Annotated in this window: 12 protein-coding genes; 9 read left to right on the plus strand and 3 right to left on the minus strand. The window is 64.8% G+C overall.

Going from position 1 to position 12,414, the window contains the following annotated elements:
• The first annotated feature begins 28 nt into the window (after positions 1-28).
• The 4 genes from GCT13_RS18780 (at position 29) to GCT13_RS18795 (ending at position 4,724) form a co-directional block, all read left to right on the plus strand.
• A complete protein-coding gene (locus GCT13_RS18780; protein ID WP_152760407.1) occupies positions 29-1,315 on the plus strand; it encodes an efflux RND transporter periplasmic adaptor subunit in 1,287 nt (428 codons plus the stop codon).
• Positions 1,312-2,817 (plus strand): efflux transporter outer membrane subunit, encoded by a 1,506-nt coding sequence (locus GCT13_RS18785; RefSeq protein WP_152760409.1) that lies wholly within the window; start codon positions 1,312-1,314, stop codon positions 2,815-2,817. The genes GCT13_RS18780 and GCT13_RS18785 overlap by 4 nt, the downstream gene beginning before the upstream one ends.
• 132 nt (positions 2,818-2,949) lie before the next feature.
• On the plus strand, positions 2,950-4,221 hold the full coding sequence (locus tag GCT13_RS18790; protein ID WP_321574453.1) for an MFS transporter: 1,272 nt from the start codon (positions 2,950-2,952) through the stop codon (positions 4,219-4,221).
• Between the two features lie 320 nt (positions 4,222-4,541).
• Positions 4,542-4,724, plus strand: coding sequence for a hypothetical protein (locus GCT13_RS18795; protein ID WP_007582094.1), 183 nt, complete (start codon positions 4,542-4,544; stop codon positions 4,722-4,724).
• Positions 4,725-4,861: 137 nt separating this feature from the next.
• Here the strand turns inward: GCT13_RS18795 and mgrA are convergent, their stop codons facing one another.
• A complete protein-coding gene (mgrA, locus tag GCT13_RS18800) occupies positions 4,862-5,905 on the minus strand; it encodes an L-glyceraldehyde 3-phosphate reductase (protein ID WP_152760412.1) in 1,044 nt (347 codons plus the stop codon).
• Positions 5,906-6,218: 313 nt separating this feature from the next.
• Between mgrA and GCT13_RS18805 the strand changes: the two genes are divergently transcribed.
• Positions 6,219-6,419 (plus strand): DUF3185 family protein, encoded by a 201-nt coding sequence (locus tag GCT13_RS18805; RefSeq protein ID WP_090862775.1) that lies wholly within the window; start codon positions 6,219-6,221, stop codon positions 6,417-6,419.
• 41 nt (positions 6,420-6,460) lie between these two features.
• Here GCT13_RS18805 and GCT13_RS18810 read toward each other — a convergent pair whose 3' ends face one another.
• Positions 6,461-7,222: a phytanoyl-CoA dioxygenase family protein gene (locus tag GCT13_RS18810; protein WP_152760414.1), complete on the minus strand. Its 762-nt coding sequence runs from the start codon at positions 7,220-7,222 to the stop codon at positions 6,461-6,463.
• Between the two features lie 402 nt (positions 7,223-7,624).
• Between GCT13_RS18810 and GCT13_RS18815 the strand changes: the two genes are divergently transcribed.
• On the plus strand, positions 7,625-8,014 hold the full coding sequence (locus tag GCT13_RS18815) for a hypothetical protein (RefSeq protein ID WP_152760416.1): 390 nt from the start codon (positions 7,625-7,627) through the stop codon (positions 8,012-8,014).
• A 322-nt stretch (positions 8,015-8,336) separates the two neighbouring features.
• On the opposite strand, the gene metK is transcribed toward GCT13_RS18815, so the two are convergent.
• Positions 8,337-9,524 (minus strand): methionine adenosyltransferase, encoded by a 1,188-nt coding sequence (metK, locus tag GCT13_RS18820; RefSeq protein ID WP_321574454.1) that lies wholly within the window; start codon positions 9,522-9,524, stop codon positions 8,337-8,339.
• Positions 9,525-9,796: 272 nt separating this feature from the next.
• Here metK and GCT13_RS18825 point away from each other — a divergent pair, with 272 nt between their 5' ends.
• From GCT13_RS18825 to GCT13_RS18835, 3 genes are all read left to right on the plus strand, one after another.
• A complete protein-coding gene (locus tag GCT13_RS18825; protein ID WP_152760418.1) occupies positions 9,797-10,681 on the plus strand; it encodes a lipid A biosynthesis lauroyl acyltransferase in 885 nt (294 codons plus the stop codon).
• 54 nt (positions 10,682-10,735) lie between these two features.
• Positions 10,736-11,596, plus strand: a complete 861-nt coding sequence (gene dapF, locus GCT13_RS18830) for a diaminopimelate epimerase (protein ID WP_152760420.1) — start codon at positions 10,736-10,738, stop codon at positions 11,594-11,596.
• A 92-nt stretch (positions 11,597-11,688) separates the two neighbouring features.
• Positions 11,689-12,411: a DUF484 family protein gene (locus GCT13_RS18835; protein WP_152760422.1), complete on the plus strand. Its 723-nt coding sequence runs from the start codon at positions 11,689-11,691 to the stop codon at positions 12,409-12,411.
• Positions 12,412-12,414 lie beyond the last annotated feature (3 nt).

The following is a 12,414-nucleotide window of genomic DNA, read 5'->3' on the forward strand; positions in this document are numbered from 1 at the left end:
ATGCACAAGCACAGGATCTGGAGTGCCGATGGAAGGGAAACGTCCTGATGAGTCCGCGCCGCACGGGGAACGCCCGCGCGTCTCATCGAAACGCTCACGCTGGATCGCGGCAGGCGCGGCCATCGTCGTGCTCGCGCTCGCGGCGCAGGGCATCTGGTCGCGACACGACGCGCAGGCGGCGCTCGAACGCGACGCGCAGCATGCCGCGCAACTGAGCGTCGAAGTCGTGAAGCCGCAGAAGTCGACGGCGGCGCTCGACCTCGTGCTGCCCGGCAACGTGCAGGCGTTTCTCGACACGCCGATCTACGCGCGCACCAACGGCTATCTGAAGAAGTGGTACGCCGATATCGGCGTGCGCGTGAAAGCGGGTCAACTGCTCGCGGAAATCGACACGCCCGAAGTCGATGATCAATTGAAGGCCGCGCGCGCCGATCTCGCGAACGCCGAAGCGAATTACGCGCTCGCGAAAAGCACAGCCGGGCGCTGGACGGAAATGCTGAAAAGCAATTCCGTCTCGAAGCAGGAAACCGACGAAAAGGTCGGCGATATGCTCGCGAAGAAAGGCACGCTCGATGCCGCCCGTTTCAACGTCTCGCGGCTCGAGAAGACGCAGTCGTTCCAGAAGGTCTTTGCGCCGTTCGACGGCATCGTGACGGCACGCAACGTCGACGTCGGCGCGCTGATCGACGCGGGCAGCGCGGGCGGCCCGGCGAAGGAGCTGTTCCATGTCGCGCAGGCGGACAAGCTGCGCGTCTACGTGAACGTGCCGCAGGCCTACGCGCAGGAAGTGAAGGCGCGGCAGACCGCGTATCTGACGCTGACGGAAGCACCGTCGAAGCACTATCCCGGCACGGTCGCGCGCGCGTCGGGCGCCGTCGATCCGCAACAGCGCACGATGCTCGTCGAAGTGGACGTCGACAACAGCAGCGGCGATCTGCTGCCGGGCGCCTATGCGCAGGTCCATTTCGCGCTGGGCGCGCAGGCCGCGCCGTTCACGCTGCCGGGCAACGCGTTTCTGTTCCGCCCCGACGGCGTGAAAGTCGCGACCGTCGACGCGCAACAGCACGTGAAGCTCGTCAAGGTCGCGCTCGGCACCGACTACGGCACGCGCGTCGCCGTCGCATCGGGTCTGAAGGGCGACGAGCTGGTGATCCTGAATCCGCAGGATTCGATCGTCGATGGCGCATCGGTGCGCGTCGTGCATCCGAAGGCGGGCGGCGCTGCCGCTGCGTCGGGTGCATCAGGTGCATCAGGTGCTTCCGGTGCAGCCGACAGTTCGGGCGCGGGCGAGCAGACGGCGAAGGCGCAAGAATGAACACGCGGCGCATCCGTCTTCGTTCAACGTTTCTCGTGCTTGCGGGCGCGTGCCTCGTCGCCGCGTGCACGGTCGGGCCCGACTACAAGCGGCCCGCCACTGCGACGGCCACCACGTACAAGGAACTCGAAGGCAGCGGCTGGAAGAACGCGCAGCCCGCCGACACGCAGATCCGCGGCGCCTGGTGGGAGGTCTACGACGATCCCGCGCTGAACGCGCTCGAACAGCAGGTCGCAAGCGCGAACCAGAACGTGCAGGCCGCGCAGGCGCGCTTTCGCGCGGCGCGCGCGCAAGTCGCGCAGTTCCGCTCGCAGTTCTTCCCTGTCGTCACTGCAAGCGGCGGCTATTCACGCGCGCGCTCGTCGGAGAACGTGAAGTTCAAGTCGTCGGCGGGCAGGACGCTCGACGACTGGATCGTCGGCGCGGATGCAACGTGGGAGCCCGACCTGTGGGGCCGTGTGTCGCGCAGCGTCGAAGGCGCGAAGGCGAGCGCGCAGGCCAGCGCCGCCGATGCGCAAAGCGCGCTGTTGTCGATGCAAGCCGAGCTCGCGACCGATTATTACGAACTGCGCGGCATCGACCGCGAGCGGCAACTGCTCGACGACACGATCTCCGCATACAAGGAAGCCGTCGAGCTCACGCAGAACCGCTACAAAGGCGGCATCGCCACCGACGCCGACGTCGCCCAGGCGCAAACGCAATTGCGCACGACGCAGGCGCAATCGATCGATCTCGGCGTGCAGCGCGCGCAACTCGAACACGCGATCGCGATCCTGATCGGCCAGACGCCGTCGACGTTCTCGGTGCCCGTCGCGCCGCTCGTCGCCGTGCCCGTGATCGCGCCCGTCGGCGTGCCGTCGGCGCTGCTCGAGCGGCGGCCCGACATCGCCGCCGCCGAACGGCATGTCGTCGATCTGAATGCGCAGATCGGCGTGGCGACGGCGGCGTATTTTCCGAACCTGATCCTGTCGGTGACGGGCGGACTGGAAGCGACCAATTTCAGCCAGTGGCTGCTTGCGCCGAGCCGCTTCTGGTCGCTCGGGCCGACGCTCGCGGGCACGCTGCTCGACTTCGGCGCGCGCGCGGCGCAAAAGGCGCAAGCGGAGGCGAACTACGACGAAGGCGTCGCACAGTATCGGCAAACGGTGCTCACGGCGTTCGGCCAGGTCGAGGACAACATCGCCGCGCTGCGCGTGCTCGAACAGGAAGCGCAAGCGCAGGACGATGCCGTCTCGGCGGCGCAGCGCTCGCTCGCGATCGTCACGAACCGCTACAAGAACGGCGCGATCACGTATCTCGACGTCGTCGTCGCGCAGACGACGGCGCTCACCAACGAGCGCGATGCCGTCTCGATCGCGCGCCGCCGGATGGCCGCGAGCGTCGCGCTGGTGAAGGCGCTCGGCGGCGGCTGGGACGCGTCGGCGCTGCCCACCGACGAGCAGCTCACGCATCCCGATGCCGGCCGCCAGCCCGCAAGCGCACCGGACGCTACACCTAGCTAACGCACGTTCAAGACCGGAACCAGACTGCCCGGCTCGACGACGCCGGCCGCTCAACCAGCGTATCGTTGAGCCTTTGCGCGCGTTTCAGCGCGTTCGCCGCGTCGTTTGTCATCGTTTCCGGGAGTTTTTGTTGTGACCGCATCGTCGGACCCGCGTCGGCCCGCTGCTTCATCCTCTTCTGCTTCATCCCCTTCCTCTGCCAACGGTGTGCCGTATCTCGAACGGGGCACACATGCGTATTGGCGCGCGAGTCTCGCGCTGCTGTTCGCCGGCTACGCGACGTTCTCGCTGCTCTACTGCGTGCAGCCGCTGCTGCCTGCGTTCTCCGAGTCGTTCGACGTCAGCCCCGCGCACAGCAGTCTTTCGCTGTCGGTGACGACGGCGGCGCTCGCGCTCGCGATCTTCGTCGCCGGCTTCGTGTCGGAAGGATGGAGCCGTCACCGGCTGATGACGACTTCGCTCACCGCGTCGTCGCTGCTGACGCTCGCAGTCGCATTCACGCCGCAATGGCACGCGCTGCTGCTGTTGCGCACGCTCGAAGGCCTGGCGCTCGGCGGCGTGCCCGCCGTCGCGATGGCCTATCTCGCGGAAGAAGTGCACCCCGACGGCCTGGGTCTCGCGATGGGCCTCTATGTCGGCGGCACGGCGATCGGCGGAATGGCGGGGCGCGTGATCACGGGCGTCGTCGCCGATCTGTTCTCATGGCGCGTCGCGATCGGCACGATCGGCGTGCTCGGCATCCTGTCGATGCTCGCGTTCCGCTCGTTGCTGCCGCCGTCGCGCCATTTCGTGCCGCGCCGCGGCCTCGGCTTTTCGCATCATCGCGCGGCGCTCGTGAAGCATCTCGGGCGCCCCGGTCTGCCGCTGCTGTTCCTGATGGCGTTCGTGCTGATGGGCAGCTTCGTTACGCTCTACAACTACATCGGCTACCGGCTGCTCGCGGCGCCGTTTCATCTGAGCCAGACGGCGATCGGCGGCATCTTCGTCGTGTATCTGACGGGTGTCGTTGCGTCACCGTGGTCGGGCCGCATGGCCGACAGCTTCGGACGCGGACGCGTGCTGATCGGCAGCATCGTCGTCATGCTGTGCGGCTTGCTGCTGACCACGACGCAATCGCTCACGCTGATCGCGTGCGGCATCGCCTGCGTGACGTTCGGCTTCTTCGCCGGACACGCCGTCGCAAGCGGCTGGGTCGGCCGGATCGCGAAGGAAGCCAAAGGCCAGGCGGCCGCGCTCTATCTGCTCGCGTACTACCTCGGGTCGAGCATTGTCGGATCGTATGGCGGGCAAGTGTGGACCGCGTACGCGTGGCCAGGCGTCGCGGCGCTCGTCGGCGGACTGCTGCTGATCGGCATCCTCGCGTCGGCTCGCCTGCGCGCACGCGAACGCATCGGCGCGGCGTGACGGCTCGCGTCATCCGATCCACACATGCGACGGGCGCAATCGACAATAAAGGCAGCCCGCGTCGCCCGATCGTCAGGCAGAACGCATATTCAGAAAGGACTGTGTAAGAGAAAGTCGCGCAATGCAAAGGAATGCACAGACGGCGGGCGCGGCGCGTCGAGCCTTGCGCCGCTTTGGTTGCCGTGCCGGGGACAGAAGCGCGCATGCGCCGCATCCCACACATTGCCTCGACACCGTCGCCTATACTCGTTGCAGGCGCGCCGCATGCAGTCAATCGATCCCGACGCCGCGCGTCCGACGAGTACAAACAGGAGACGAGCATGCACTATTTCACGATCGGTGATTTCATTCTGGTCATCCCGATGGCACTGGCCGGGGCTCTCTTTCTCGGCGCTCTGCCCTGCAAAACCGAGTTCAGGCACAACACATTGCGCGTGTTAGGCGCGCTGCTCGGAGTCGTGTTTGCGGTCGTGCTGGTGGAAGGTCTTCCCGCGCTCGTCTAGCGAACTGCCCGCTCTTCGCCCATGATGAGCGTCCAGTCGCCGTCTTGCGATGGTCGATAAAAAAGCCGCCTTCACAGGCGGCTTTTCCATGTTTGCGCCGGGCCAATTTGCTCAGCGATCCTGTGCAAGAGCGCGGATCAGATGTGCTGGTCCGTCGACGGCTTTTCCCACAGGTTCACGCCGCCTTCCGTCGCATGGCGGTCGATTTCCGCGAGCTCTTCCGCCGTGAATGACAGGTTCTTCAGCGCCGCGACGTTCTCGCGCACCTGCTCGGCCTTGCTCGCGCCGATCAGCGCCGACGTCACGCGCGAATCGCGCAGCGTCCACGCGAGCGCCATCTGCGCGAGGCTCTGACCGCGACGCTGCGCGATGTCGTTGAGCTTGCGCACGCGCTCGATGTTCTGCGCGCTGAGGTGCTCCTGCTTCAACGAGCCGCCGCCTGCCTTGTTGACGCGCGCATCCTCGGGTACGCCGTTCAGATACTTGTTCGTCAACAGGCCTTGCGCGAGCGGCGTGAACGCAATGGCGCCCGAGCCGGTTTCTTCGAGCGCACCGAGCAGGTCCTTTTCGATCCAGCGGTTCAGCATGTTGTACGACGGCTGATGGATCAGCAGCGGCACCTTGTATTCGGCGAGCAGCTTCGCCATTTCGCGCGTCTTTTGCGCCGAGTACGACGAGATGCCGATGTACAGCGCCTTGCCCTGCTGCACCGCGCTCGCCAGCGCGCCCGCCGTTTCTTCGAGCGGCGTGTCGATGTCGAAACGGTGCGAATAGAAGATATCGACATAGTCGAGGCCCATGCGCTGCAGGCTCTGGTTGAGACTCGCGAGTATGTACTTGCGCGAGCCGCCGCCCTGGCCGTACGGACCGGGCCACATGTCCCAGCCCGCCTTCGACGAGATCAGCAGTTCATCGCGGTACGGCTTGAAGTCGTCCTTGAAGATACGGCCGAAGTTCGTTTCCGCGCTGCCGTACGGCGGGCCGTAGTTGTTCGCGAGGTCGAAGTGCGTGATGCCGAGATCGAACGACGTGCGCAGGATTTCGCGTTGCGTCGAGATCGGCGTGGTGTCGCCGAAGTTGTGCCACAGGCCAAGCGACAGCGCCGGCAGTTTGAGACCTGACTTGCCGCAAACGCGGTACTGCATGTCCGAATAGCGTGCTGAAGCTGCTTCGTAAGCCATTGATGGAGTCCTTGTCGAGAACAGGAGTGAAGTCCGCGATGTGCGATTGCACATCGCGTGATGAAGGGTGTTCTTAATGGTGATGCGGTTCCCAGTGCGCCGACACCACGTTTTGATACCGGTATCAAGCGACGGTTCCAGAAATCCGACGCGCACGGTACACGACGTTGCAATCACGCGGTAACGGACCAGCACGCTATGTTAGCCAATCGCCGCGCATGCTGCAGTTGCTCAGATTGCGGGACGGAGCATAGACTCGGCGGTGTCGGTCAACTAGACTTCGGCCACTTTCATCCATCGAAGAGGATTGTTCATGACCAAAGCGATTTCGCTCGCATTGATCGTCGGCGGCGTCGTGCTGCTGTACTTCGGCGGCCAGTCGTTTCATTCGTTCAGCAACGACGTATCGCGCGTGTTCACCGGCGCGCCGACCAACAAGACCATCTTTCTGATTGCGGGCGGGATCATCGCGACGCTCGCCGGATTGATCGGGCTCGCGTCGTCGAAGCGCTGATCAGGCGCTGATCACGCGCAAACCGTTTTCGACGGCCCGCCTCAGAACGCCACTTCGGGCTTCGACGCGGAGCGCGAGCCCGGCAACGGCACGTTGCTCGCGCCGTGATAGGTGAAAACCAGCGAGAACTTCACCTGATCGGTGAGATTCTTGCCCGCCGAGTGCAGCGTGTTGCAGTGGAAGAACACGACATCGCCCGCCTTCAGCACGGGCGACACCGCCTTCTGGATCAGCAACTGATTCTCCGGCAGATCGGAGCGGAAAAACTTCGCTTCGTCGAAGCGCTCCGATGTGAAGGCCGCTGCGTGCGAGCCCGGCACGAACCATAGCGCGCCGTTGTCGACGGTCTCGTCGCCGAGCGCGAGCCATACCGACACCAGATCGTCCCGTTCGAACGACCAGTACCGCACGTCTCGATGCCAGCCCGTGAGGCTGCCATACGCGGGATGCTTGGTCATCGTGCAATTGTGATGCGCGCGCGACAGGCGCGGCTCTTCGCCGAAATACAGCTCCATCCAGCCGCGGATTTCGGGCGCCGTCGCCCATTCGGCGAAGCGCGGGTGGCGCGCGTACGCATCGAGCAGCCGCCGCACCGTGTGGCCGCCAGGCGCGTGCTTCGACTCGGGCGCGCCCGGATAGCGCAGATCTGCTTCGAATTCGATGGGCGCCGCGGCTTCGTGCAACTGCTCGCGCGCGATCCGTCTCATCTCTTCGCAGCGCTCGGGCGCGATGAGATCCGGCACCACGACAAAACCCTGTTCCCGCAGCACCTGTATCTGCTCTTTCTTCGAATGGACTGACATGGACGTTCCGCTCAACTAGTGTTCTTCGACAACCCGGTAGCCATTGTAAAACGGGCACGATCGTACCGTGCGCCGCCGCGCGTCCGGCATGCGATGCGAACGGGCGGCATTGCACGCGGCATGGGCAGCCATGCACGTTCGTCGAGCGCAAAGGGCGCAATCAGGCGGCCTTCGTCCTCGTAAAAACCCTGAGCGCACCGGACTTTCGACGGTCATCAATCACGTGTAGCCTTGCACGCATGTCGATTGCACTGCACGCCTCATCGCCGTCGGCACGGCCCTTCGCCGCCGCTGCCGCCTCATACCGCCTTTCCTCAGGCTATTGCGTCCCAACCGTTGGCATAAATGGTGCTGCTTTCGCAGCACCTTTCGTCGCGTGTCACGCTGCCTGATCCCAATGCCATGCACAGTCCATTGAGCACTCGACTCACTCGCGCGTTCAACGCCGCGCGTCCCGCACGCCGCCATGTGGTGCGTGCGCTCCGCCATCATTCCGCCCGCACGCGCGCGCTCGCCGCGCAGTTGCGCGACGCGAAGCCCGTCGATAGCGTGCGCGTGTGGTTCCGCACCTTCTTCAGCGCGCTGCGCATGCAGGGCGCCTCGCGCCGCCTGTCACTGCGCACGCTGCTGCGCAATCCGTCTCCCGTGCGCATGCTCGGCGTTTCGCCGCGCGCCGCGAAGCAAGTCGCGCTGGCGGGCGCCGCCAAGCCCGCGAGTTCGCCGCATGGCACGAGCCGCCGTCCGCGCCGCGTATCGGCGACGAGCGAAGGCTGGTTCGCGTTCGCGCACTGAGGTTGGATCGCGGGATTGCGTTGCTGGATTTGCGTCGCGGGGATTGCGTCGCGGGGTTTGCGTCGCTGGATTTGCGTCACGGGGTTTGCGTCGTTTGATGATCGCGTTTGCGTGCTATCGCGCCTGATGCCCGCCACCGACATGAGCATCGACCGGTTTGCCCTGCACCACGCGCGTTACGCGTAACAGCGCGCGCTCAAAGACGCAAAAGACAACGCCCTGCATGCGCTTAAACAGCGCATGCAGGGCGTTTTTTGCTCCGGTCGTGGGACCCGACCGAACCGCGCGGCATTTAGCCGCGCGAGTCCTTCGCCGAACCGGCTCAGGCGATAGCCGCAACCGGCTCCGTGCCAGCGGCCTCGGCCAGCACAAGCGCCTTGTCGACGGCTTCCCACGAGAATTCCGGCTCTTCACGGCCGAAGTGGCCATACGCAGCCGTCTTTTCGTAGATCGGGCGCAGCAGGTCGAGCATCTGGATGATGCCCTTCGGACGCAGGTCGAAGTGTTCCTGGACGAGACGCGTGATCGTCGCATCCGACACGCGGCCCGTGCCGAACGTGTTGACCATCACCGACGTCGGCTGAGCAACGCCGATCGCGTACGACACCTGGATCAGCGCGCGCGATGCGAGGCCCGCCGCGACGATGTTCTTCGCGACATAGCGGCCAGCGTACGCAGCCGAGCGGTCCACCTTCGACGGGTCCTTGCCCGAGAACGCACCGCCGCCGTGCGGAGCCGCGCCGCCGTATGTATCGACGATGATCTTGCGGCCCGTCAGGCCGCAGTCGCCCTGCGGGCCGCCGATCACGAACCGGCCGGTCGGGTTCACGAGGAACTTGATGTCGCCCTTGATCAGTTCCGCCGGCATCGTCGGCTTGATGATCTCTTCGATCACGGCTTCGCGCAGCGTCGACAGCTCGATTTCCGGCGCGTGTTGTGTCGACAGAACGACGGTGTCGATCGAATGCGGCTTGCCGTCGACATAGCGGACGGTAACTTGCGACTTCGCGTCCGGACGCAGCCACGGCAGACGGCCGTCGCGGCGCAGATTGGCCTGGCGCTCGACCAGACGGTGCGACAGGTGAATCGGCAGCGGCATCAGCTCGGGCGTTTCGTCGCATGCGTAGCCGAACATCAGGCCCTGGTCGCCCGCGCCCTGATCGAGATTGTTGTCGTGCGCGCGGTCGACGCCTTGGGCGATATCCGGCGATTGCTTGTCGTACGCGACAAGCACCGCGCAGCCGCGATAGTCGATGCCGTAGTCGGTGTTGTCGTAGCCGATGCGCTTGATGGTTTCGCGCGCGACCTGGATGTAGTCGACGTTCGCCGTCGTGGTGATTTCGCCTGCGAGGACGACGAGACCCGTGTTGCACAGCGTTTCCGCTGCGACACGCGAGTATTTGTCCTGCGCGAGGATCGCATCGAGAATGGCGTCCGAGATCTGGTCCGCGACCTTGTCCGGATGACCTTCGGAAACCGATTCGGAGGTGAAGAGGTAATCGTTAGCCACGTTGCAGGCTCCTTATTGGTTACGGTTGAGTTTCACGTAGCCTGCTTCGAGCCTGAAGCGGCGACGCTTTAGCGGATTTCTGCACGACCGGACGACAATCTGAAAGATCACCGTCCACCCGCTTCGCCCCGCAAGTTGTCTATTAACTCGGCGAAGCCCTTATTATAGCGACTTCTTTCATTTGTCACAGAGTGTCTGCGCGTGCGGTTCATCGACTCTTTCGCCGTTTTTCCTTGCCCAGCGCGGTCTTGCGCACACACGGGAGCAGCCGCATGCTGAGCCGCCTGGGCGTCACGCTCGCAATCGGTCTTCTCAAGCTGTTCGCCCTGCTGCCCTATGGTTTCGTCGCGCGCCTCGGCGACGGCCTCGGCTGGCTGCTCTACCAGATTCCGAGCCGCCGCCGGCGCATCGTCCACATCAACCTGAAGCTGTGCTTTCCCGAGTGGAGCGACGAGCGCCGCGAAGACGTCGCGCAAAAGCACTTCCGGCATGCGATCCGCAGCTATCTGGAGCGCAGCGTGCAATGGTTCGGCTCCGCAAAGAAGCTCGAAAAGCTGATTCAGCTCGACAGCGAAATCGATCTCACCGATCCCAATCTGCCGCCGACGCTGTTTCTCGGCTTCCATTTCGTCGGCATCGAGGCCGGCTCGATTTTTCTCAACTATTCGCTGAAGCGCCCATGCGGTTCGCTGTATCAGCCGATGTCGAACCCGCAGCTGGAGGAAGTCGCGAAAGCGCAGCGCGGCCGTTTCGACGCCGAAATGGCGAGCCGCGCGGACAGCGCGCGCATCGTGCTGCGCTGGTTGCGCGAGCGCAAGCCGGTGATGCTCGGCGCGGACATGGACTACGGGATGCGCAATTCGACGTTCGTGCCGTTCTTCGGCGTGCCGACGTGCACGCTGACGGCCGTCGGCCGGCTTGCGAAAGTTGGGCGCGCGCAGGTGGTGCCGTTCATCGGCGAAGTGCTGCCGAACTACAAGGGCTATCGTCTGAAGGTGTTCAAGCCGTGGGACAACTACCCGACGGGCGATGACGACACCGACGCGCGCCGCATGAACGAATTCCTCGAAGAGCACATTCCGGACATGCCCGAGCAGTATTACTGGGTGCACAAGCGCTTCAAGACGCGTCCGCCGGGCGATCCGAGCTTTTACTGAAGCGTGCCTGCACACAGTGGGCGAGACTGACAACCAGTCACTTACAATAGCGGCATGAAACTGAAATTCACCAAGATGCATGGCGCGGGCAACGACTTCGTCGTGCTCGACGGCTACACGCAGCCGCTCTCGCTGACGGAAGCGCAGGTGCGCGCGCTCGCGAACCGGCACTTCGGCGTCGGCGCGGACCAGTTGCTCGTCGTCGAAAAGCCGACCGTCGAAGGCGTCGATTTCAGATATCGCATCTTCAATTGCGACGGCGGCGAGGTCGAGCACTGCGGCAACGGCGCGCGCTGCTTCGTGAAGTTCGTGCGCGACACGCGCCTCACCGACAAGCGCAGCGTCCGCGTGCAGGTGCAAAACGGCGTCATCACGCTGACCATGCAGGACAACGGCGAAGTCGTCGTCGACATGGGCGCGCCTGTGTTCGAGCCGGCTCAAGTGCCGTTCGACGCGAGCGGCCTCGACGCGCGCCGCGAAGGCAACGATTCGCTCTATCCGCTCGACGTCAATGGCGCGACGCGCTGGGTGTCGGTCGTGTCGATGGGCAATCCGCACGCGGTGCAGGTGGTGGACGACGTCGAGGCGTTTCCCGTGCTCATGGATGGTCCCGTTATCGAACATCACCCGCGCTTTCCGCAGCGGGTCAACGCGGGCTTCATGCAGATCGTGAGCCGCAACGAGATCAGGCTGCGCGTCTACGAACGCGGCGCGGGCGAAACGCTCGCGTGCGGCACGGGCGCATGCGCGGCCGTTGCGGCGGGCATCCGTCGCGGGCTGCTCGATGCGCCCGTGAAAGTTCACACGCATGGCGGAATGCTCTCGATCGCATGGAACGGCGAACCCACGTCGCCGCTGATGATGGCGGGCCCGGCGGCCACGGTGTTCGAAGGCGAAATCGAAATCGCCGATTGAACCGGATTGAATCTCTTACCGCTGCGCGGTCCATAGACGGCAGCAGCCCAGCAGCAAGACAGCACGCAAGCGCGCAACCCAAAGCCGAAATCATGAACGATCGCGAAGTCGCCGACTATCTGCTAGCCAATCCCGAATTCTTCGCCGAACACGCGGAACTGCTCGCGACCGTGCGGCTCGCGAATCCGCATGGCAAGGCCGCCGTGTCGCTGCAAGAGCGTCAGATGGACATGCTGCGCGAAAAGAACAAGCATCTCGAACGGCGTCTCGCCGAATTGCTGCGCTATGGGCACGAGAACGACAGCATCGCGTCGAAGTTCGGCCGCTGGACGACCCGCGTGATGGCCGAGCGCGATCCGGGCGCGCTGCCGCGTACGATCGCCAACGGGCTGCGCGACGTATTCGACGTGCCGCAAGCCGCGCTGCGCGTATGGGACGTGTCCGAGCCGTATGCGCAGGCGGACTTCACGCGCCACGTCGGCGAGGAAGTGCGCATCTTCGCGAACAGTCTCGCCACGCCGTACTGCGGCGCGAACACGGGCTTCGAGGCCGCGCAGTGGCTGACGCCGGCAGTGTCGGCCGTTTCCAGCGATGCCGCGACTACGGCCGACGGCGCGCCGCCCGCCAACGGCACCGAATCGATCGCGCTGATCGCCCTGCGCGATCCCGAGGCAAAAGACGAAGCCGCTGCGTTCGGTCTGCTGGTGATGGGCTCGTCCGATCCGCGCCGCTTCCACGACGGCATGGCCACCGACTTCCTCACGCAGATCGGCGCGCTCGCCAGCGCGGCGCTGAGCCGTCTGCTGCCGCGCTAAGCG

The organism is Paraburkholderia franconis (assembly GCF_009362735.1).
GTDB lineage: Bacteria > Pseudomonadota > Gammaproteobacteria > Burkholderiales > Burkholderiaceae > Paraburkholderia > Paraburkholderia franconis.

Coding starts and splice junctions, on each gene's coding strand:
- GCT13_RS18780 (WP_152760407.1), top strand. CDS start 29: ATGGAAGGGAAACGTCCTGATGAGTCCGCGCCGCACGGGGAACGCCCG.
- GCT13_RS18785 (WP_152760409.1), top strand. CDS start 1,312: ATGAACACGCGGCGCATCCGTCTTCGTTCAACGTTTCTCGTGCTTGCG.
- GCT13_RS18795 (WP_007582094.1), top strand. CDS start 4,542: ATGCACTATTTCACGATCGGTGATTTCATTCTGGTCATCCCGATGGCA.
- mgrA (WP_152760412.1), bottom strand. CDS start 5,905: ATGGCTTACGAAGCAGCTTCAGCACGCTATTCGGACATGCAGTACCGC.
- GCT13_RS18805 (WP_090862775.1), top strand. CDS start 6,219: ATGACCAAAGCGATTTCGCTCGCATTGATCGTCGGCGGCGTCGTGCTG.
- GCT13_RS18810 (WP_152760414.1), bottom strand. CDS start 7,222: ATGTCAGTCCATTCGAAGAAAGAGCAGATACAGGTGCTGCGGGAACAG.
- GCT13_RS18815 (WP_152760416.1), top strand. CDS start 7,625: ATGCACAGTCCATTGAGCACTCGACTCACTCGCGCGTTCAACGCCGCG.
- GCT13_RS18825 (WP_152760418.1), top strand. CDS start 9,797: ATGCTGAGCCGCCTGGGCGTCACGCTCGCAATCGGTCTTCTCAAGCTG.
- dapF (WP_152760420.1), top strand. CDS start 10,736: ATGAAACTGAAATTCACCAAGATGCATGGCGCGGGCAACGACTTCGTC.
- GCT13_RS18835 (WP_152760422.1), top strand. CDS start 11,689: ATGAACGATCGCGAAGTCGCCGACTATCTGCTAGCCAATCCCGAATTC.